Below are 21,574 nucleotides of genomic sequence, written 5' to 3' on the forward strand. Positions count from 1 at the left end.
TGCCGTGTTGCAGGTCTGACCCACCCTCAAACCCCCGCCTCGGCGGGGGCTTTCTTTATTAAACAAGGATCGACATGAAACGAATACTGAAAATCAACGCTGCGGACAACGTGGCCGTGGCGCTGGCCGACGATCTCCGGAAAGGGGAGACGATCGACGTCGACGGTGTGCGCGTCACCCTCCTCGAGGATATTGCGCGCGGCCACAAGGTCGCCCTGTGCGACATCGCCGCCGGCGAGAACGTCGTCAAGTACGGCTATCCGATCGGACATGCCCTCGCCGACATCCCGCAGGGGGCCTGGATTCACTCCCACAACCTCAAAACCAACCTCCGCGACGATCTGGAGTACACCTACTCCCCGAAAGTCTACAATCTCCCTATCCCGCGAAGCGACCGCCGGGTGATGGGCTACCTGCGCCGGAACGATACGATGGGCATCCGCAACGAGCTGTGGATCGTCCCCTCGGTCGGGTGCGTCAACGGACAGGCGCAGGCCATCGCCGCGCGTGTCAGGGCCGAGTGCGACTGCTCGCACCTGGACGACGTGCGCGTCTACACGCACAACTACGGCTGTTCGCAGTTAGGCGACGACCACGCCAACACGCAGCGGGCCTTGGCCGCGCTGGTCAAACACCCCAATGCGGGCGCGGTGCTGGTGCTGGGCCTCGGATGCGAGAACAACCAGGTTTCGGCCCTCAAGGAGGCGATCGGGGAGTGGGATGAGGAGCGCGTGAAGTTCCTCATCGCGCAGGAGGTCGAGGACGAGATCGAGGCGGGCTTTACGATCTGCCGCGAGCTGGTCGAAAAGACGCGTGCCGACAGGCGCCAACCCCTGCCGCTGAGCTACCTGCGCGTGGGGCTTAAGTGCGGCGGTTCGGACGGCTTTTCGGGCATCACGGCCAATCCGCTGGCGGGGTTGTTCTCCGACTGGCTGATCGCGCAGGGCGGCACGACCGTGCTGACGGAGGTTCCCGAGATGTTCGGGGCGGAGACGATCCTGATGAACCGCGCCGCCGACAGCAGGGTTTTCGACGAGACGGTGTCGCTGATCAACGATTTCAAGGGTTACTTCCGCAAGTACGACCAGCCGATCTACGAAAATCCCTCGCCCGGCAACAAGAAGGGCGGCATCACCACGCTGGAGGAGAAGTCGCTGGGCTGTGTGCAGAAGGGCGGCGCGCAGCAGGTGGTCGACGTGCTCAACTACGCCCAGCCGATCGTCCGGCAGGGTCTCAACCTGCTGCAGGCCCCGGGCAACGACCTGGTGGCCGCTTCGGCGCTTGCGCTGTCGGGCTGTCAGCTGGTGCTCTTCACCACGGGCCGCGGCACGCCGTTCGGGTCGTTCGTGCCGACGATGAAGATTTCGACCAATACGCAGCTCTCGAAGTTCAAGGCGAACTGGATCGACTTCAACGCCGGTACGCTCGTCGAGGACGAGGAGCCGCAGGCCGTGCTCGACCGCTTCATCGACAAAGTGCTCGCCACGGCCGACGGCGAACACCTCAGGCACGAGCAGACGGGATTCAAGGAGATCGCCATCTTCAAGACGGGGGTCACCTTATGACAAATTAAGAATTGAGAGTTAAAAATTAGTTATTTCGCAGCCGCGGCTACGGTTCCGGCCGTATGCGGCTCCGTGCGGAACCTCGCCTGCCCCTGCCTCCCTTCTGGGGCAGGCGACGGGGTTTCCGGCTCCGAATAGCAGAAAATTATGATGAACCGATTCGGAATACAGCTTATCGTTACAGGCGCAATGCTTCTGTTTGCCGGCAGGATTTCGGCGGCGGAGAAAACCTATACCGTCGACTGCAACGGCGGCGGGGATTTCACCACCCTGCAAGCCTGCTTCGACGCGCTGCCCGCCAAATCGGCGGAGTGGCGCACCGTGCGCATCCTCCCGGGCACGTACCGCGAGAAGGCGACGCTCGACGTTTACAAGGACAAGGTGGCCATCGTCGGCGACTGCGGCCGTCCCGAGGCGGTCCGTATCGTCTGGAACGACTACTCGGGCAAGGTCGTCGACGGTTACGAGATGACCACCTACGACAGCTACACGCTCTCCCTGCAGGCCGACGACGTTTTCCTGCAAGGGGTCACCGTCGAGAACGATGCCGGACGGGTGGGGCAGGCCGTGGCGCTCGAAACGCGCGGCGACCGCATCTGGATCGACCGCTGCTGCCTCGTGGGCGATCAGGACACCTTTTTCACGAAAGGGTATGTCTCGCGCGTGTACGTGACGTACAGCTACATCGAGGGCACGACCGACTTTATCTTCGGGCCCTCGATCGTCGGGTTCGACAACTGCGAAATCCATTGCAAATCGGATAGTTTCATCACCGCCGCCTCGACCACCGAGCGCAACCGCTACGGCTATGTGTTTTACAAGTGCCGCGTGACGGCGGCCGAAGGCGTCACGAAGGTCTACCTGGGGCGTCCGTGGAAATCCACGGCCCGCACGGTGTGGTGGGCATGCTTCTTTCCCGCCGCAATCCGTCCCGAGGGGTGGCGCGACTGGCACGACGCGGCCCGCAAGGGCGACGTGTTCTATGCCGAGAGCGAGTGCACGGGGCCGGGAGCCGACCGCTCGGGCCGCGTGGCATGGTCGCGCGAGCTGACCAGCGACGAGCGGGCCGACTACCTGCCGTGGGAACGGGTCTTCGCCAAGAAGACCGGTTCCGAACAGTTTCGCGACGACTGGGTCCCGCTCTCAACGGAGTATCTGCGTCCGCTGCTCGGCGATTATTTTTGGATGTATATCCGTTACGGGACGCTGCGTTCGACCGATTTCATCAACTGACCCGACATGAGAAAACTATTGCTTCTCTGCAGCCTTGCTGCCGCGTTCTGCGTCCGGGCCCAGGGGGTCTGGACGGCGGACCGGGGCGACGGAACCTATAAAAATCCGGTGCTCTTCGCCGACTACTCCGACCCCGACGCGATCCGCACGGGCGACGACTACTGGATGACCTCTTCGTCGTTCAACTGCGTACCGGGGTTGCAGATTCTCCATTCGAGGGATCTCGTGAACTGGGAGATCGTCGGAGCGGCCCTGCCGCGCCTGTACGACGGGGCGTTCGACGCCCCGAGCCACGGCAACGGAGTGTGGGCTCCCGCGATCCGCTTCCACGACGGCTGGTATTACATCTATTGGGGCGACCCCGACCGGGGTATCTACATGGTCCGCACCCAGGACCCGCGCGGGAAGTGGTCCGAACCGCTGCTGGTCAAGGCGGCCCGGGGGATCATCGACACCTGCCCGCTGTGGGACGACGACGGCCGCGCCTACCTCGTGCACGGCTGGGCCGGGTCGCGCGCCGGGTTCAAGAGCGTGCTGAGCGTCTCGGAGATGACCCCCGACGGGACGCGGCTCGTGGGCGACGAGGTGCTGATCTTCGACGGCCACGATGCGCATCCCACCGTCGAGGGGCCGAAGTTCTACAAACGCAACGGGTATTACTACGTGTTTGCCCCCGCGGGCGGCGTGAAAACCGGTTGGCAGATCGTCCTGCGTTCGCGTTCGCCGTGGGGTCCCTACGAATGCCGCACGGTGCTGCATCAGGGCGGTACGGCGACGCCCGGTCCCCATCAGGGTGCATGGGTCGAGGACACGGCGGGCGACTCGTGGTTCCTGCACTTCGTCGACCGCTACGCCTATGGCCGCGTGGTTCACTTGCAGCCGATGGCCTGGACCGACGACGACTGGTGCGTGATCGGCATCGACCGCAACGGCGACGGGGTAGGGGAGCCGGTCGACACCTTCCGCAAGCCCGCCTCGAACGGACCGTGCCGGAGCACGACGCCCGCCGAAAGCGACGAGTTCGACAGCCGCACGTTGGGCCTGCACTGGCAGTGGCATGCCAACCCGCAGACAGGGTGGTATTTCATGAACCCGACCGACGGGCGGCTGCGGCTGATGTGTGTGCGCAATCCCGCGGGGTGGCGCAATCTGTGGGACACTCCTAACCTCCTGTTGCAGAAGGTTCCCGCGCCCGACTGCACGTTTACTACCCGCATCACGTTCCGCGGCGCTTACGAGGGCGACCGGGCCGGGCTGGTGATGATGGGCATGGACTACGGGGCGCTCTTCGCAGAGCTGCGGGGCGGCAAACTCGCGCTGGTGCAGGCGGCCTGCCGCAACGCCGACAAGGGAACTGCGGAGGTGCGCGGCGCCGAAGTGCCGCTCGCCGACGGAACGGTCTGCCTGCGCTGCCGGATCGCCTGGGAGCAGGATCGAAAGGGCACGCCGCGCATGGTGTGTCGCTTCTCGTACAGCCTCGACGGCGAACGCTTCATGGAGATCGGCCAGCCGTTCACGGCCCGCGAAGGGCGGTGGATCGGGGCGAAGATCGGCTATTTCGCCACGGCCGAGCAGCAGCGCAACGACGGTGGCTGGCTCGATGCCGATTTTTTCCGGGTAGCGCCCTGAATGGGATAGAGGATAGTTGTGCCGATTGGTCAGCGGGGCGTGTTTCGACTGTCAGGTCCGTGCGGGCTGATTTGTCTCGCTGGTTCTCAACCTTTAGGTCGGCGGGCCAAAATTCGGGTTGTCCTGTTTTCGACCACCAGGTCGGCGGGCCGCAGCTTTCGGCAGCGGAGGCCCGCTACTCGCGTGCTCTCCGCAGGCTGCCGCCCGAGAACTTTCCGTAAGCGCGTTCCTACAAAATTACCTATTAATCAATCTCTGCGCCGCATCGCGCCGCACCTGCCCGCGCACTTCTGAAAACGGGGGGACTTGCGGCCGGACGACGACGAGCGCCCGGAACGGGTGTTCGATATGCTTTAGCTTTCGTGCCCGTTCAGCGAGGAGGAGGACGGCCGACCGCCGTTTTCTGCGTGCGCGGTTCTTTCGCCCTTTCTTTGAAGAAAGGGCAAGATATTCGGTTCGAAGAGCCGGCGGCCCGCAGCCTCCGGGCGCGGCGGCCCGGAAGTTTCGAAAATACGAACGGTCTTGCGTCCCGACAACGCAGGTCCGCTCCTGACCGTCGATTCCTTGCGGCGTGCCGCCGCATTTATAATTCTGACCCTCCCCTAAATCCCCTCCTCGGAGGGGACATCTATCCGCCTGCGGCGGAAAGGGTGCTGTCGAGTCTCTTCGGTTGTCGGCCTGCTGGCTTGTCCGGATTGCGGCTTCCCGAACTATGTGGGCCGATTTGTCTTGCTGGTTCTCGACCTATAGGTCGGCGGGCCGCAGCCTCCGGCAGCGGAGGCCCGCTTGGCGCGTGCACTCCGCAGGCTGCCGCCCTTAGTCATTAGGGCTAAAGGAAGAAATGGAAGCGTTATATTTTCGGATAGTCGGACGTTCCGAAAAATTCGTGCAAGGAAATATTGTAGAACTTACAAAAAAGAGTGAGCGTTTCCAGAGAGGGAAATTTCTGACGGTTTTCATAATGAGAAATATGCAGGTGCGTATTCTCGATTAAATACTCCTGCGTATGGTTGTGCATTTCGCGGATTTCACGCATCCGACTTGCAACCAATTCTCTCAGTATTTGGTCCTTTCGTTGCAGTTGATCGAATTTTAAACAAAAAAATGAAACAATAGGCATAATTAATCTGCACGATCGTGCTTGATTCAATTTTTTTGTTTATATTTGCCCTGTGAAATAGGAGGAAGCATAAATTATGCTAACTTTGCAGCAGACAATTCGGCTTAGCCGATGAACATACATTATAAAGGGTAAACAACTCTTTATACCTTACAGCAAACTTGGAAACCTCTTCGGAGGATGTTTAGATTGGTATAACGGTTGTCAGTCCTTGTTATGTCCCGCGTTTTTTTGCGGGACACAACAGGGGCGCAGGACAGTCACAATCTAAAGGTTTTTCCAAGACCTGCTGCAAGGGGCTGACACCGCGTCCTTTTTTTATGCCCATAAGGGACGCAATTAAAACGAACCCGAACCATGAAACCGCGTAGCGTCCCGTCCTCTCTTCATCCTGCTTTCGCCCCTGCGGCCGATTGCGCACCGCACCGCATGCGCAGCCGCTTCAACCGACCCCGAAGATCGACGCCCGACCCGGCCACCGGAACCGGGTCCGCCCCCTGATGAGAAATCAACACCTAATTATAGTTAAATCTTTCGAAAAAGCCACTTTTTGTTTCTGCCGCGGAGCCGTCGCAAGGCGACTCCGTATCCTGAGCGCAACGGGGCGGCATTGCTTGCCGCCCCGTTACCGGAATCTGCCGTCCGAGGTATTGAGTGCGTCACTATTTTTCAAAGCGAGGCGGCAGCGGGTCGGTCGTCGGCTCCCCGATACGTTTCGACGTGTCGCGGTCCGAGGCCGACCCGATTTTTATTCCAACGCTTCGCGGTAGATGGTGTCGAGGCGGTGGGTCATGAAGAATTGCAGCACGCCGCGCAGGAACATGTAGAGCGTGAAAGCGAGCCAGAGAGCGTTGTTGCCGATGAGCGGATAGCCCGCGTAGTAGATGGCGAAGTAGGCTGCCGTGGCCCAGAACATCGAGTTGCGCATGACGCGCGTACGGGTGGCTCCGACCATGATGCCGTCCATGATGAAGGGCATGGCCGAGGCGATCGGAATGATGATGATCCAGACGATGTAGCGTCCGGCCAGCGTGACGATGGCGGCGGAGTCGGGTTCGTTTCTGCTCACGAATATGCCCAGCAGGTCGCGCCACCAGCCTACGTAGATGCCCACGAAGACCACCGATACGGCCGTGCCCCAGAGGATGCACCCTTTCAGGCAGCGGCGCAGCGAGGCAACGTCGCGCGCGCCGATAAACCGCCCCGTAAGCGCCTCGGCGGCGTAGGCGAAGCCGTCGTTCATATAGGAGAAGAGCGTGAAGAGTTGCAGCAGCAGGGTGTTGACCGCCAGCAGCGCCGGGTCGTCCATGCGGGCCGACGCTCCGGTGAAAAAGGTGTAGACGGCCACGATGCAGAACGTGCGCAGGATAATGTCGCGGTTGATGCGGATAAAGGTCTTGAGCGGCTGGAGATTCATCACCTCCGACCAGTCGATCGCCGTCAGCACGCGGCGGTAGAAGAGTACGAGCAGGACGAACGAGAGCACAACGCCCGTCCATTGGGCGATGACCGAGGCGTAAGCGATGCCCACGATGCCCGTGTCCAGTCCGAATGCGAACCAAAGGCTGCACAGGACGTGCACCACGTTGACCGTGATGGCCGTGAACATGGGGATCACGGCGTTCTGCATGCCCGTGAACCAGCCGTTGAATCCGAAGAGCAGGATGCCCGCCGGAACGGCCCAGATGCGGGCGTAGAAGTAGTCGCGCGTCATCTGCCCGCCGTTCATGGCCCACAGGGCCGCTTCGCCCACCGGGTATTGCAGCACGAGGACCACGAGACCCATCACCACCGACACGCCCAGCGCGCGTACGAGCATGTTGGTGCACTCGGTGAAGTTGCCCGCCCCGAAAGCCTGCGCCGTCAGGCCGCTCGTACCCATGCGGACGAACGAGCAGTTCCAGTAGATGAAGTTGAAGATCGACACCCCGATGGCCAGCGCGCCGATCGTGGCGGTCGAATCCTCGCCCCAATGCCCGGCGATGGCCGTCGAGACGATACCCATCAGCGGGACGGTGATGTTCGAGACGATGTTCGGCAGCGCGATGCGCAGTATTTCGCGGTTCATGTTCATGCGGGGACAAAGATAGCGATTTTGCGGTTTGCTTGTTACAGTCCGTCCCCAAATCGAACCGCGCAGCCGGCGCGACAGACGGTCTGCGGCCGCGCCCGGGCTTTTCCGCGACGGCCGCAGCGAGGCGACGAAAAGGCTTAAAATACGTATTTCCCGTCCTTTGCGGCTTTTCCCGGCAAATCCGGCATATAAAGTGATTTTATCCGGAAAAATGAATTACCTTTGCGCAACGATTTCGCCGGAACGGACTGCACCCCAATCTTAGACGGGCCGGACCGGGTCCTGCGAAGTAAACATTTGGATTCCACACTATGAAAGATCAGAAAAACGACTCGACCCAGGTGCTTGCGCGTTTCGGACGCGACAAGCGTGCCCGTACCGTGACGGCTACGGCGGAACGTGTCGAGCGTCGCCCGCGTTTGCAGCGTGACGCTGCCGATTCGGAGCATCAGGCGCAGGGGGACGAACCCCGCCGCGCCTCCTACAATCCGCACTTTACGGAGGACAACCGACCCGCATTCGGCGACAAACCCCGCCGTCCGTATGGCGAGAAGCCCGCTTACGGCGACCGGCCTGCCTACGGCGATCGCAAGCCGGGCGGTTACAAGAAATACGGCGACAAGCCCGCCTACGGCGAGAAACCCTACGGGGAGCGCCGGTACGGCGACAAACCCCGCGGTTCCTATGGCGACAGACCCGCCTACGCCGACCGTGACCGCAAGTTCGGGGACAAACCCGCCTACGGCGACCGCGACCGGAAGTTCGGCGACAAGCCCGCCTACGGCGATCACAAGCCGGGCGGTTACAAGAAGTACGGCGACAAACCCGCTTACGGGGAGAAATCCTACGGCGAGCGCAAGTACGGCGACAAACCCGCCTACGCCGACCGCGACCGGAAGTTCGGCGACAAGCCCGCCTACGGCGATCACAAGCCGGGCGGTTACAAAAAATACGGAGACAAACCCGCTTACGGAGAGAAACCCTACGGCGAGCGCAAATACGGCGACAAACCGCGCGGTTCCTACGGCGACCGGCCCGCTTACGGCGACCGCGACCGCAAATACGGCGATAAGCCCTACAAGTCCTCCTTCCGCAAGCGCGACGAGAAACCGGTTTCCTATCCCAAGTACAACCCCGAGAAGCAGACGGGCGAGATCCGCCTGAATCGGTTCATCGCCCAGTCGGGCATCTGCTCGCGCCGCGAGGCCGACGACTTCATCACGGCAGGCGTGGTGACGGTCAACGGCAAGGTGGTCACCGAGCTGGGTACGAAGGTGATGCCCACGGACGAGGTGAAGTTCAACGACACCCGCGTGCAGGGCGAGAAGAAGGTCTACCTGGTGCTCAACAAGCCCAAAGGGTACGTCACCTCGCTCGACGATCCGCATGCGACCAAGACCGTGATGGACCTGGTGAAAGGGGCCTGCACGGAGCGCATCTACCCCGTGGGGCGGCTCGACAAGAACAGTCTGGGGCTGCTGCTGTTCACCAACGACGGCGATCTCACGAAGCAGCTGACCCATCCCTCCTACCAGAAGAAGAAGATTTATCAGGTGACGCTCGACAAGCCGCTCACGCGCGCCGACATGGACCGGATCGCCGAGGGGCTGACGCTCGAGGACGGCGAAATCCACGCCGACGAGGTGTCGTACGTCAAGGAGAACAAGCAGGAGATCGGCATCGAGATTCACTCGGGCCGCAACCGCATCGTGCGCCGTATCTTCGAATTTCTCGGCTACGAGGTCAAGAAACTGGACCGCGTCTACTATGCGGGCCTGACCAAGAAGAATCTCAAGCGCGGGGCTTGGCGCTTCCTCACCGATGAGGAGGTGCAGCGCCTCAAATCGGGGCAGTACGAGTAGTTCCGATCCAAGGCTCTATCGAAACGAGTTGCGACCCTGCGGTCGCAACTCGTTTTGCATGGATAGGGTTCGGCATGCGTCTGGCGTTCCGGGGAGCGGTTTGCCCGGAACGGATGGTGATAATTGGTAATCTTCGAATTTTTATGTAAATTTGTTACGGTTGCAGTTCCATCACGTGAAGAACAGCCCATCATAACCCTTGCCGCCCTATGAAACGGAAAAGATTTTGGAACAAAGCAATCCTGTGTCTGAGTTTATTATGTACTATTGTATCATGTAAAACGTCTAATAAACCCAAAACCGCTACCTGTTCGGAATCGGAGGTAGATAAAATCGAAATATATTATTGGAGTCCGGAGATAGAGATTTTCAGTGACTTGTCTCCGGAGGAATTCATCCCTTTTTCAAAAGATTCGCTATCAATCAATTCGATTTTGTTAACGAATCGAGACACGTTAAATCTTGTCATGGACCAAATTGAAAAAATACGGTTCATGGATGAAGCTCCATCTTTTTTTGACACTCGGTATATGCTTGTATTGCACAAACCTGATGAATCCGATACACTTTTTTTGACGGCGAATTATCCTTATGTATTATTCAAGGGAAAATTTGGTGAAATGAAAGATCGTGCTTTTTTTGAGAAAATTATTGAAGAACGGGATAGTATTTATCCTTCAGCAAAAATTCAACTAGTTGATGGAAAATTTTATTTTAAATAACTTTAACGGACAGAATCTTTCAAGGTGATAATTGTTTCACCTATACGACAGCTTTATGAAACGAAAAAGATTTTGGAACAGTGCAATCAGATTTTCAATACTAAGTAGCTTGCTGGTTTTTTATGCTTCCTGCGGCCGTCGGGTCGTAATCAGTGAAAAGTCAGTAGCGGATAGTATTAAAATTTATTATTGCACGGGAATTTGGATGACATTTTCCGCAGTGACAGCAAGAGAATTTGTTGATGGATGGATGGAAAAAAGCACGGTAATAACGGATTCAGCCGTATGCCGCGATTGGACAGTCCGCAAAGATCGGTTGCAGTATGTGGAAGATTCATTGAGACAATTGCTCGAAGTGCGTCGTTTGGCGATTTTCTATCAGCAGGGAAGAGCGAATGATTCCTTGTTTATGACCGATAACCCTACTTATTTTATGCAGTTGAATCAGCGTGTTGTAAAACCTGATAGTATACTCGGGATGAAGATATTCAATACTCTTATGGAACGCGATTCTGTTTTCCGGGATAATTTTGAGGACCTTATCCAATATTTTTGATCCGGTTTGTTTGCGTAAACTTACTTGGTTCGATTGAGCATAAACCAGACCGGAGCCGGATTCACCTTGGCGTCCTATGGCAGCAGAATTATCCGGCAAGCCCCACTTCAAATCGAATCGGGGTTTGCCGGATAGCTTTTTCAGCGCGAATCTTCTACGGGCGGCGGAGGACCTACTCCGCCGCTTTTGCCGCGGGTTGCGTCAGTTCGCTGATCTTCTGTTCGCGGTAGACCTTGGGCGTGCAGCCGTACCGGGCCGTAAAGTTGCGGAAGAAGGTGCTGCGGTTGACGAATCCCGACTTGTAGATGATCTCGTCGATCGAAAGTTTGGTCTGCACCAGCAGCCGCTCGGCATACCCGAGCCGCAGCTCCTTGATGACCGTGGCGGGCGAGCGGCTGGTCAGCGAGCCGATCCGGTTGTAGAAGGTCGTCTTGCTCATGCCCATCTGCCGGGCGATGTATTGGGTCGAAAGTTCCGGTTTGAAGATGTTCTGCTGGATGATCTCCAGCATGCCGTTGAGGAACGCCCGGTCCTCTTCGTGCAGAATCCGCCCCTGTACGCGGTCGAACGAACCGTATACGTCTATGTCGCGGAACGAAGCGTAACGCCGCATCTGCCGGTTCACGGCGTCCCGCAGGTGGGCGATATTGAACGGCAGCGGCAGACAGAGATCCACGTCCAGCCCCGATTCCATGAGTTTGAGTTCGGGATGCGGCGTCGCCGTGAGCAGGATCACCGGAACCATTTTGAACCGTTTGGTCTGCCGGATGGTGCGGATGATTTCGAGCATCCCGTCGTTGAGCAGCGTCGGATTGCACAGCACGATCCGCCACGTGGCTTCGTCGAGCGACGCGGGGTCGCGGTAGAGGTGCACGTCGTATTCGTCCCGGAACAGGGAGGCGATGAACCGCTCCATGTCGCGGTCCTCGCTGATAAGCAGCATCGGCGGGAGCAGCAGGTCGAGCTGCAGCAGCGGCGCATCCTCCGCCGCATCGGCGGGCCGTGCGGCCGGTTCCTCCGGGGCGGGAGCGGGGGCCGGCATCACCTGCGAAAGCGTGAGGCGCGGCAGCGTCACCACGAGCGATGCGCCGCCGTCCTCCAGATCGAACTCCCCGTGCAGTTTGGCGACCAGATTGTGGCAGATCGCCAGTTCCATGTCGTTCTTGATGGGCCGCAGGTGGCGGTCGCTGCCGAGATAATCCAGAAAACGGTGGAGGTCGGAGATCAGAAAGAGCTGTTCGCGGTCGAGCTTCCGCCCCTCAGCCCGGACCGCCAACCGCAGACGGTCGTCGCGGCTGGAGACCGAGAGCGACACGCTGCCGCGACGGTTCGATTCGCTGCGGTAGAAAGCGTTGGTCATCATCAGGTTGATAATCGTCGTCAGCAGGTTGGGAATGCTCGGAAACAGCAGATTCGGCGCGATGGCGGTGCGGTATTCGACCTCGGCGGTTTTGGCCCGGTCGAAGAAGGTCTGGGAGATGTTCTCCGCCAAGAGGGAGACGTCGACCCACTCGATCCTGTCGGTGCAGGCGTCGCCGAGGTCCTCGGCCAGCGTGTGGATCAGGTAGACCAGGTCGTTGATCTTGCTCGCATTGGCCCGGATGAGTTCGACCCATTGCCGCACGACCCCGTCCGTGTTGCGGTGGGCGAGAATCTGCTGGCACGGACCGTTGATGAGCGTCAGCGGAAGCGCCAGATCGGTGGTCAGATTGGTGAAGGTGTTGATGCGCGACTCGTAGAGAATTTCGTGGTACTGCTGCTCATAGATGGTGCGTTTGCGCTGCTCGCGCGCCTTGTGGCGGACGCGCAGCTGGCGCACCGCGAGCAGCGTGCAGCCCGCGGCCGCGAGCAGGTAGAATGCGACGGCCCACGCCGAGGCGTAGAGCGGCGGCCGGATGCGGATCCGGAGCGTGCTCACGGGGCTTAGCTCGCTGGTGGTGTCGTTGCGGTAGCGCACGCGCAGCGTATGGGTCCCCGGCCGCAGGTTGACGAAGATCAGCTGCGTATTGCGGCCGTTGTCCACCCACTTCTGCTCGTCGTCCCCCAAATTGTAGAGGTAGGAGTAGTTGCCGCCGTCGATGTAGTCGAGCGCGATGAGCGACAGGGCGAACGAAGCCTGACTGTGGGGGAGCGTCAGGCGGCCGTCGCGGATCCGCCCGTTGAGGTTCTGCTCCCTGCCGCCGATCAGGATGCTGCGGAAGAGGATGGGCGGCCGGTAGAAGGCCGAGTCGGCTGCCGCACGGGCGCCCGTCAGGAATCGCCTTGCGCCTGCGCCGGATGCGCCCGCGGGCGATAGCCCGCCCGCTCCGGGCTGCTGATCGCTGCGGTGCACCCCGTCCACCGAATCCCGTGCGCCGATGTATTGTCCGCCCGTTCCGGACTGTTGCGCACCTGACACCACGACGAATCCGTTGTTGCCGCCGAACAGCAGGCGGCCCGCCCTGCGGTCGTAGAAGCTGGCCCCGTCGCTGAACTCCACCACCTTGAGCCCGTAGGAGCTGTCGTAGGAGACCGAACGGTTCGTCTGGGGCGTATAGCGGACGATTCCGGCGTTGGTCGCCACCCAGAGGTTGTCCAGCGTGTCGGCCACTATCCCGTGAATCACCCCCGTCCGGAGCTGTTCGTTGCCGTAGCGGGGCGTCGGCTTCTCGACCCCGTTCGCATTGTCGTAGGCGACCACTCCGTACCCCGTCCCGAACCAGTACGTACTGTCCGAGCAGACGGCCATCGCCGTCACGTCGTTGACCGGAAGCCCGCGCCGCGCATCGAAGACGACCTCTTCGAAGCGGTCGGTTTTCCGGTCGTAGCGGTACGCGCCCACGCCGTGGTTGCAGAACCAGAGCAGCCCGTCGGCCGTCTCTTCGATGGAGAAGAAAAAATTGCGGCTGCGTGCGTTCTCGCCCAGCTCCAGCGCCCGCAGCTCTCCGATGCGCGGCGCGGCCCCGTCGCCCGTCAGGCGGATGCGGTAGACGCCGTTGCCGACCGTCGCCGCCCACAGCGTCCCTTCGGCATCCTCGTACAGCGCATGGACGTTGCGAAGCTGCCTGCGCGCGGTCAGCGGCACGATGCGCCGGGCGGGGTAGGACCAGTAGCAGATGCCGTCGTCGGTGGCGATCCACAAGAGGGGGCGGCGGCTCCGGGCGAACGCGTAAACGGCGTCGTGCCTGAGCGCCGAGTTGGCGGTCGTGTAGCTGACCGTATTTTGGCGGGTGTAGGCCGTGCAGCGGTAGAAGTCGCGGATGCGCAGGATGCCGTCGTTCTTGGTCCCGATCCAAAGGTCGTTCCGCTCGTCGACGTACAACGCCTTGATCGGTTTGGAGAGCGGGTAGGGGAGCTGGTCGTAGACCACCGAATTGATCCTCACGCCCGCGTTGTACTGGCGCAGCAGTCCGTTGCCGTCGGTTCCGATCCAGACGATGTCCTGATTGCGGTCCTTGAGCAGCGAGAAGATGCTCCCCTCGACGGGAATCCGCTGCGCGGTGTAGCCGCAGCCGTTTGCTGCGTCCGACGGCCTCTTTTCCTCCGGCTGTCCCTTTCTCACCAGTCCTTTTCCTTCCGGCAGTCCCTTTCCGTTCCGATGCTCCTTTTCCTCCGGCTGTCCCTTTCTCGCCTGTCCTTTTCCCTTCGGCGACCGCTCAACGCCTGCCAGCCCTTCTCTGTCCGGCAGCCTCTTTCCGCCCGCTGCGCCCTTTCCCAGCTCTTCGGCCCCGGCTGCCGGGGCCGTCGGGCTTAGCCGCCACAGGCCGTTCTTGTGCATCGCAATGAGGTAATCGTTCCGGTCGCGTGCGATGGCGACCGGCGAATCGTTGCTGAAGGGTGCGAAATCCTTCAGGTCGAACACCAAGGCCGGGGCGCCCGTTTCGGGTTCGAACCGATAGAAGCGGTGCTCCTGGTCGAAGAAGAGGAGTATGCCGTCCAGGGAGCGCGAAAAGGCGATGCCGTCGACGGGAACGAACGCCTCCTCGTGCACGGTGCACCCCGCTGCCGTGCGGGCCACCCCGAAGCCGTACAAACCCTCCGGCCGCACGATCCAGAGCATGCCGCGGCGGTCGAGGCAGAGGCTCGTCCCGCGGTCGAGCGAAACGCTGCTCCCCCGGATTTCGACCCGCTCGAACTCCGACGTGGCGGGGTTGTAGCCGTACAGCCCCCGGTCGTGGATCAGAAATGCCTCATCCCGGCTGCGGGCCGTCACTGCGTAGGGCCGGTTGAAGCGGGCGTGCAGCTCGCAGCTCTTCTCGCGCGGATCGAAGCGGTCGAAACCGTAGTTGGTGTGCACCCACAGCATGCCGTCCCGGGTGGGGATGATCGCGTGGATCAGATTGCCCGAGAGTTTGTAGTTGCGTATCTGCTTCCCGTCCCAGAGGTTCAGCCCCTCGCAGCTCCCGGCCCAGATGTAGCCGTCCGCATCCTGTGCTACCGAGAGTATCGAACTGTTCGAAAGCCCCTCCCGGGTGGAGATGCGGACCATATTCTGACCTTTTACGCCCGGAGCAGCTGCCAGCATAAAACCGATTGTGATGAGGATTTTGAGTTGCATGGCATAGGTTTTTTTCAAAGGTATGAAAAAATTCGAATCGTTGAACCCCCGCGTCGAGTATCTTTGGAGGCGTGTTTCGATCCCTTTCGCATGGGTGTCGGAAGAAATCATACTAAATATTGACTAATTGAAACTCCATTCCCCCGGGGGCGGTATATATTTATACACCGAACCAAACCAACAAAAACAGTAACCTTAACTTAAATCGGCAAGTAACATGAAAAACTCTACTTGTTCAGCGTCGGGACGTTTTCTGCGGCTCGTATGCGCCTCGTCGCTTCTGGTGGCGGCGGCGCTTTGTCTGCCGGGAGCGGCCCTCGCGCAAACTGCGAAGACGACCCGGCTCACGGGGCAGGTCTTCGACGAACACCGGCAGCCGGTCATCGGCGCCTCGGTCCTGGTGAAAGGGACCTCGCAGGGTATTCAGACCGACGCGACGGGTAAATTCTCGTTCCAGGCCCAGGTGACGCCCGAATCGATCATCCTGGTGCAGTTCCTGGGCATGGAATCCGTCGAACAGGTCGTCGGACAGCGCACCTCCTTCGAATTTACGCTCCGCGAGGACAGTTCGCAGATCGAGAACGTGGTGGTGACCGGCTTCCAGACCATCAGCAAGACGACCTTCACCGGCTCGGCCACCAAGCTCAAGATCGAGGACATGAATATCAAAGGGGTGACCGACGTGAGCCGCATGCTCGAGGGCGCGGCCGCGGGCGTGGCCATCCAGAACGTGTCGGGCACGTTCGGTGCGGCGCCCAAGGTGCGCGTGCGCGGCGTGACGTCGATCAACGGCGAGAACAAACCCCTGTGGGTGATCGACGGCGTGGTGCAGGAGGACATCGTGACGGTCTCGAACGACGACCTTACGAGCGGCGACCCCACGACGCTGCTCGGTTCGGCCGTGGCCGGCATCAGCGCGAGCGACATCGAGTCGATCGACATTCTCAAGGACGCTTCGGCCACGGCGCTCTACGGCGCGAGGGCCATGAACGGCGTGGTGGTGGTCACCACCAAGCGGGGCCGCGAGGGCGCTCCGGTGGTCAACTACAACGGCAACTTCACCATCCAGCTCCGTCCGTCGTACGCCAACTACGACATTATGAACTCCTACGACCAGATGTCGGTCTACGGCGAGCTGGAGCGCAAGGGCTACCTCAATTCGGACATCGTGAACGCTTCCAACTCGGGCGTCTACGGTAAGATGTACAAACTCATCAATACCTATAATGATAAGAACGGGGAGTTCGGACTGGAGAACACGCCCGCGGCCAAGCGCGACTTTCTGATGCGTTATGCCCAGGCCAACACCGACTGGTTCAAGGTGCTCTTCCGCAACTCGCTGCAGCAGGAGCACTCGCTGAGCATCTCGGCCGGCGGGGCCAAGTCGCAGACCTACGCTTCGATCAGCTTCCTGCACGACGAGGGGTGGTCGGTGGCCGACCGCGTGAACCGCTATACGGCCAACCTGCGCAACAACTTCAAGGTGGCCCGCTGGCTCGACCTGGGCTTCCAGCTGACCGGTTCGCTGCGCCAGCAGCGGGCGCCGGGTTCGCTCTCGCGCAGCGCGAACGTCGTTTCGGGCAACTACGACCGCGATTTCGACATCAACCCCTTCAGCTTCGCCCTCAACACGAGCCGGGCATTGACCCCCTACGACGAGAACGGCGACCGGGAGTATTTCACGCGCAACTTCGCCCCGTTCAACATCCTCACCGAGCTGGAGAACAACTACATCGACCTCACGGTGGCCGACCTGAAAGTGCAGTTCGACCTGGGTGCGCAAATCTGCAAGGGGCTGCGCTGGGAGCTGACCGCCGCGGGCCGTTACGCCAAGTCGGACCGCGAACACCAGATCACCGAGCATGCGAACATGGCCGAAGCCTATCGCGCCGACTACACCTCGACCATCCGCGCGGCCAACAAGTTCCTGTGGCAGGACCCCGATGACCCCAACGCCGAGAAGATTTCGGTGCTTCCCTACGGCGGTTTCTACAACCGCTCGGAGGACATGCTGCTCAGCTACGACATGCGCAACAGCTTGAAGTACACGACCGATTTCAAAGGGAGCAAACACGCGCTGAACGCCATCGCGGGCGTGCAGGTCAAGTACGCCGACCGCCAGCGCTACTCGAACACGGGTTACGGCTACCAGTACGACGAGGGCGGAACGGTGGCCACCGACTGGCACATCATGCGCTGGATGATCGAGGGCAACTTCCCCTACTATGCGATGAACACCACGCGCGACCGCTTCGCAGCGTTCTACGCCAATTTCGACTACAGCTACGATTCGCGTTACGTCTTCTCCGCCACGATCCGCTACGACGGTTCGAACGCGCTGGGCAGCAACGCCTCGGCCCGCTGGCTGCCGACCTACAACTTCGGCGGCAAGTGGAACGTCATGAACGAACCTTTCCTCAAGGACAAGGCCGCGTGGATCGACCAGCTGTCGCTGCGCGCCAGCTACGGCCTGACGGCCACCATGCCGCCCTCGGCCAACGCCGCGGCGATCTTCAAGAATTTCAACGCGACGCGCCCCTCGTCGGGTGAGATCGAGTCGGTGATCCGCATCGAGTCGCTGGCTAACAACGAGCTGACGTGGGAGAAGGCCTACCAGACCAACGTCGGTGCGGACATCAGCCTCTTCAAGCACCGGCTGAACTTCGTCTTCGACTACTGGTGGCGCGACAGCTTCGACCTGATCAGCTCGATCACCACCTCGGGCATCGGCGGCCAGATGACCAAGCGCGCCAACTACGCCGACATGGAGTCGCACGGCTACGACATCACGGTCAGCGGCGCTCCCGTGCGCACGAAGGACTTCTCGTGGAACTCCAACTTCACGTTCGGCTTCTCCACCAACAAGATCACCAACGCCAAGCACGTGCCCAACATCTACAACCTGATCAAATCCACGGGCGGCAACATCGAGGGTTATCCCGTCGGCAGCCTCTTTTCGATCGTTTACGAGGGGCTGGACCACGAAACGGGCATCCCGACCTTCATCAACGAGAAGGGGGAGCACAGCAGCAAGGTCTACTTCCAGAGCACCAACACGGCTTACCTGAAGTACGAGGGTCCGGTCGATCCCAAGGTCACCGGCGGATGGTCCAATACGTTCCGTTACCGCAACCTCTCGCTCAACATCTTCCTCACGTTCCAGGGCGGCAACAAGATCCGCCTCGACCCGGCGTTCAAGATGACCTACAGCGACCTGGACGCCATGCCCGACAAGTTCTTCGACCGCTGGGTGCAGCCCGGCGACGAGCGCTACTCCTCGGTCGGTGCGATCGCCGGCCTGCAGATCAAGAACGCCGAGAGCGCCAACTATCCCTTCAGCTCCTACAACTACTCGACCGAGCGGACCGTCGACGGGGGCTTCATCCGGCTGAAGACCATTTCGCTCTCGTACTCGCTTCCCGAGAGCTGGATGAAGCGCTCGCGCGTGTTCAAGAAAATCTCGCTCACGGCAGCCATGTCCAATGTCTGCCTGCTCTATGCCGACAAACGGCTCAACGGTCAGGACCCCGAATTTTTCAATACGGGAGGCGTCGCCTCGCCGCTGCCCCGACAGATTACGTTCGCTTTAAACCTCGGCTTCTAAAATCCACGAACCATGAAATCCCTGAAATACATCATTCGGCTGCTGTTCCTTGCCGGGCTGTCGGGCAGCGTCGCGTGCAACGACTACCTCGATACCGTACCCGACAACCGCACCGAGATCGACACGCCCGAAAAGGTCGGCAAACTCGTCGCGTCGGCCTACCCGAAAGCGTGCTACGCGGTCAACTTCAACGCCCGCGTCGACTACGTGACCGACTCCGAACTGAGCAACAAGGAGAAACTTTCGAATACCGACCCCTTCTTCTGGCGCGAACCCAACTCCACGGCGCAGGACTCGCCCAACTACTTCTGGTCGCAGTGCTACCGCGCCATTTCGCACGCCAATGCGGCCATCGAGGCCGCTGCGCAGTTCGACGACGAACTCACGGCCGCCTACGTCGCCGAGGCGCACATGGCGCGCGCATTCTCCCACTTCCTGCTGGTCACGACCTTCGCGCAGATGTACGATCCGACGGACCCGGCGGCCAACGAAGCCCATCCCGGCGTTCCGTACGTCCGCGAATCGGAGGACGTCTCCATCAAGCAGTACGACCGCGAGACGGTCGCCAAAACCTACGATAGGATCGAAACCGACCTGCTCTACGGACTGGAGCACCTCGCCAGCGACGCCGTGCACCGCGTGCCGCGCTACCACTTCAACTACGCCGCCGCCCATACCTTCGCCTCGCGCTACTATGCGTTCCGCGGCGATTGGGACAAGGTCGTCGAGGAGGCGTCGAAGGTCATCCCCAAGCCCACGGACTTCAAGGAGGTGGAACCCGGCGTGTGGAACGTGTCGGCCACCGACCCCGCCGCGATCTGGGCGCTCGACAACTTCCAGCCCTGGACCACGGACTACGCCAAGAACGGCGTGAAGGACGTGCGTCCCTGGTACTGGCGCATGACCACCAAGTCGAACCTGCTGCTCTGCGAAATGATCTCGTCGGTGGCCAGCTGCGGTACGATGCGCTACGCCTGCTCGCTGGCGGACACCGATCATACGGTCAGCTCGGCCAATCCGACCGGCGGCAAATGGGCCTACATGTGCTCGGGCGACAACAAACCCTTCTCGTGGGTGGGCAAGTACGAAAACCAGTTCGTGAAGAGCGGCATCAACAGCACCACAGGCAACAACTACTCGATCTATATGTACCTGCACGCCGAGGAGGCGCTCTTCAACCGCATCGAGGCCTACATCCACCTCAACCGGCTCGACGAGGCCGTGGCCGACCTGAACATCTTCTGCCGCACGCGCATCTACGACCATGTGGCCAAGGACCCCTACGACGAAAAGATGAACTGCCTGACGCTCGAGAGCATCTACGACTTCTACGCCAAATACAAGCCGGCCAACGGAACCCCCTACGAGGTGCTGCTGGACGAGGGCGGCAACAAGAATCCGGACTACTTCATGAACCGCTACAACGCCTACGGCACGGCGTCGTGGGATGCGAAGCGACAGGCGGTGCTGCACTTCCTGCTCGACTGCCGCCGCAACGAATTTCTCTTCGAGGGAATCCGCTACTGGGATATGTGGCGCTACCGGATTCCGATCTACCACGTGACCCAGCTTGACCAGAAAGGCCGTTCGAACTGGCTGCTGCCGGGCGACGACCGCTGGGTGCTCCAGATTCCCGAGGAGTCCGTGCTGTCGGGCGTGGAGCTCAACCCACGCGAAAAACTGCTGACCCCTGATTGGTAACCGCTAAAAAAGAGTGAAATGAAAACGATAAAACTGTTTTTACTGCTTGCCGCGGGCCTGCTGACGGCCGCGTGCGGCGAAGACAATATCGGCGAGAACTACGAAATTCTGGGCCTCGGCGGTGACCGGGAGATGCAGACGGAGCTCGACCGGTGGATTTACGAAAACATCACCGTCCCCTATAACATGGAGGTGAAATACCGCTGGGACCGCTCCGAAGTCGACCTCACCTATACGCTGGTTCCGGTCAAGGAGGAGGTCGTGCGTCCGATCATGCAGGGCGTCGTCAAGGGGTGGATCAAGCCCTACGAGGAGGTGACCCGCGGCACGGACAACGCCTCGTTCATCTACAAGCTCTCGCCCAAGAAGTTCATGCTGGTCGGCAGCGCCAAGTACTCCGGTTCGACGATCGTCACCGGCGAGGCCGAGGGCGGCCGCAAGGTGGTCATCTTCCGCGCCAACGACTACAAGACCGATCCGGAGGTGCTCATCTCGATGCTCAAGACCTGCCACCACGAGTTCGCCCACACCATCTCGCAGGCGCAGCGCTATCCCGAGGAGTTCGCCGAGGTCACGTCGGAAAGCTACACGACCAAGTGGACCTCCGTCTCGACCGTGCAGGCCCGCCACAACGGTTTCGTGAGCAACTACGCCTGCAAATCCCCGGGCGAGGACTTCGCCGAGACGCTCGCGTTCCTGTGCATGTACGGCCGCGAGTGGTACGAGGAGCTGATCGCCCAGGAGAGCGCCTGGTACGCCAAGCCCGAGAACCGGAAGACGAGCTACGATCCCGGTGCGGCGCTGCGTACGAAGCAGTCGCTCATCGAGACCTACCTCAAGTCGACCTGGGGCGTCGAGCTTTACGACACCCACGCCAAAAAGGGCCTCATCACTCTGGTGCAGGAGGCGATCCGGGAAATCCGCGACGATATCGAGGCCGAGAAAAATTTGAACTAAACCGCTGAACCGCT

12 protein-coding genes are annotated in these 21,574 nt (G+C 60.5%); 9 read left to right on the forward strand and 3 right to left on the reverse strand.

Annotated features, from left to right (window positions below; genetic code table 11):
- Positions 1 to 74 precede the first annotated feature (74 nt).
- The 3 genes from ACMO9O_RS06860 (at position 75) to ACMO9O_RS06870 (ending at position 4,427) form a co-directional block, all read left to right on the forward strand.
- Positions 75 to 1,565: a UxaA family hydrolase gene (locus tag ACMO9O_RS06860; RefSeq protein WP_418983070.1), complete on the forward strand. Its 1,491-nt coding sequence runs from the start codon at positions 75 to 77 to the stop codon at positions 1,563 to 1,565.
- A 189-nt stretch (positions 1,566 to 1,754) separates the two neighbouring features.
- On the forward strand, positions 1,755 to 2,798 hold the full coding sequence (locus ACMO9O_RS06865; RefSeq protein ID WP_418983071.1) for a pectinesterase family protein: 1,044 nt from the start codon (positions 1,755 to 1,757) through the stop codon (positions 2,796 to 2,798).
- A gap of 6 nt (positions 2,799 to 2,804) precedes the next feature.
- Positions 2,805 to 4,427 carry a glycoside hydrolase 43 family protein gene (locus ACMO9O_RS06870; protein WP_418983072.1) on the forward strand — a complete coding sequence of 541 codons (1,623 nt, stop codon included), beginning with the start codon at positions 2,805 to 2,807 and terminating at the stop codon, positions 4,425 to 4,427.
- An 850-nt stretch (positions 4,428 to 5,277) separates the two neighbouring features.
- On the opposite strand, the gene ACMO9O_RS06875 is transcribed toward ACMO9O_RS06870, so the two are convergent.
- Both ACMO9O_RS06875 and ACMO9O_RS06880 read right to left on the reverse strand, forming a co-directional pair.
- Entirely contained in the window at positions 5,278 to 5,547 is a 270-nt protein-coding gene (locus tag ACMO9O_RS06875; RefSeq protein WP_418983176.1) for a helix-turn-helix domain-containing protein, read from the reverse strand.
- 748 nt (positions 5,548 to 6,295) lie between these two features.
- The gene (locus ACMO9O_RS06880) at positions 6,296 to 7,621 is read right to left on the reverse strand and encodes an MATE family efflux transporter (protein ID WP_418983073.1); all 1,326 of its coding nucleotides are present in this window, start codon (positions 7,619 to 7,621) and stop codon (positions 6,296 to 6,298) included.
- Between the two features lie 311 nt (positions 7,622 to 7,932).
- Between ACMO9O_RS06880 and ACMO9O_RS06885 the strand changes: the two genes are divergently transcribed.
- The 3 genes from ACMO9O_RS06885 (at position 7,933) to ACMO9O_RS06895 (ending at position 10,761) form a co-directional block, all read left to right on the forward strand.
- Entirely contained in the window at positions 7,933 to 9,483 is a 1,551-nt protein-coding gene (locus tag ACMO9O_RS06885) for a pseudouridine synthase (protein WP_418983075.1), read from the forward strand.
- 494 nt (positions 9,484 to 9,977) lie between these two features.
- Positions 9,978 to 10,205, forward strand: coding sequence for a hypothetical protein (locus tag ACMO9O_RS06890; protein ID WP_418983077.1), 228 nt, complete (start codon positions 9,978 to 9,980; stop codon positions 10,203 to 10,205).
- A gap of 55 nt (positions 10,206 to 10,260) precedes the next feature.
- On the forward strand, positions 10,261 to 10,761 hold the full coding sequence (locus ACMO9O_RS06895) for a hypothetical protein (protein ID WP_418983078.1): 501 nt from the start codon (positions 10,261 to 10,263) through the stop codon (positions 10,759 to 10,761).
- Positions 10,762 to 10,933: 172 nt separating this feature from the next.
- Here ACMO9O_RS06895 and ACMO9O_RS06900 read toward each other — a convergent pair whose 3' ends face one another.
- Positions 10,934 to 15,298, reverse strand: a complete 4,365-nt coding sequence (locus ACMO9O_RS06900; RefSeq protein ID WP_418983079.1) for a two-component regulator propeller domain-containing protein — start codon at positions 15,296 to 15,298, stop codon at positions 10,934 to 10,936.
- A 217-nt stretch (positions 15,299 to 15,515) separates the two neighbouring features.
- Between ACMO9O_RS06900 and ACMO9O_RS06905 the strand changes: the two genes are divergently transcribed.
- Genes ACMO9O_RS06905 through ACMO9O_RS06915 form a run of 3 tightly spaced genes read left to right on the forward strand, consistent with a single transcriptional unit; the run spans position 15,516 to position 21,560 of the window.
- Positions 15,516 to 18,902 (forward strand): SusC/RagA family TonB-linked outer membrane protein, encoded by a 3,387-nt coding sequence (locus tag ACMO9O_RS06905; RefSeq protein WP_418983080.1) that lies wholly within the window; start codon positions 15,516 to 15,518, stop codon positions 18,900 to 18,902.
- 12 nt (positions 18,903 to 18,914) lie between these two features.
- On the forward strand, positions 18,915 to 20,603 hold the full coding sequence (locus tag ACMO9O_RS06910) for a RagB/SusD family nutrient uptake outer membrane protein (protein ID WP_418983081.1): 1,689 nt from the start codon (positions 18,915 to 18,917) through the stop codon (positions 20,601 to 20,603).
- A gap of 18 nt (positions 20,604 to 20,621) precedes the next feature.
- A complete protein-coding gene (locus ACMO9O_RS06915; RefSeq protein WP_418983083.1) occupies positions 20,622 to 21,560 on the forward strand; it encodes a putative zinc-binding metallopeptidase in 939 nt (312 codons plus the stop codon).
- The last annotated feature ends 14 nt before the right edge of the window (positions 21,561 to 21,574 follow it).

The organism is Alistipes sp. (genome assembly GCF_048465635.1).
Classification (GTDB): domain Bacteria; phylum Bacteroidota; class Bacteroidia; order Bacteroidales; family Rikenellaceae; genus Alistipes.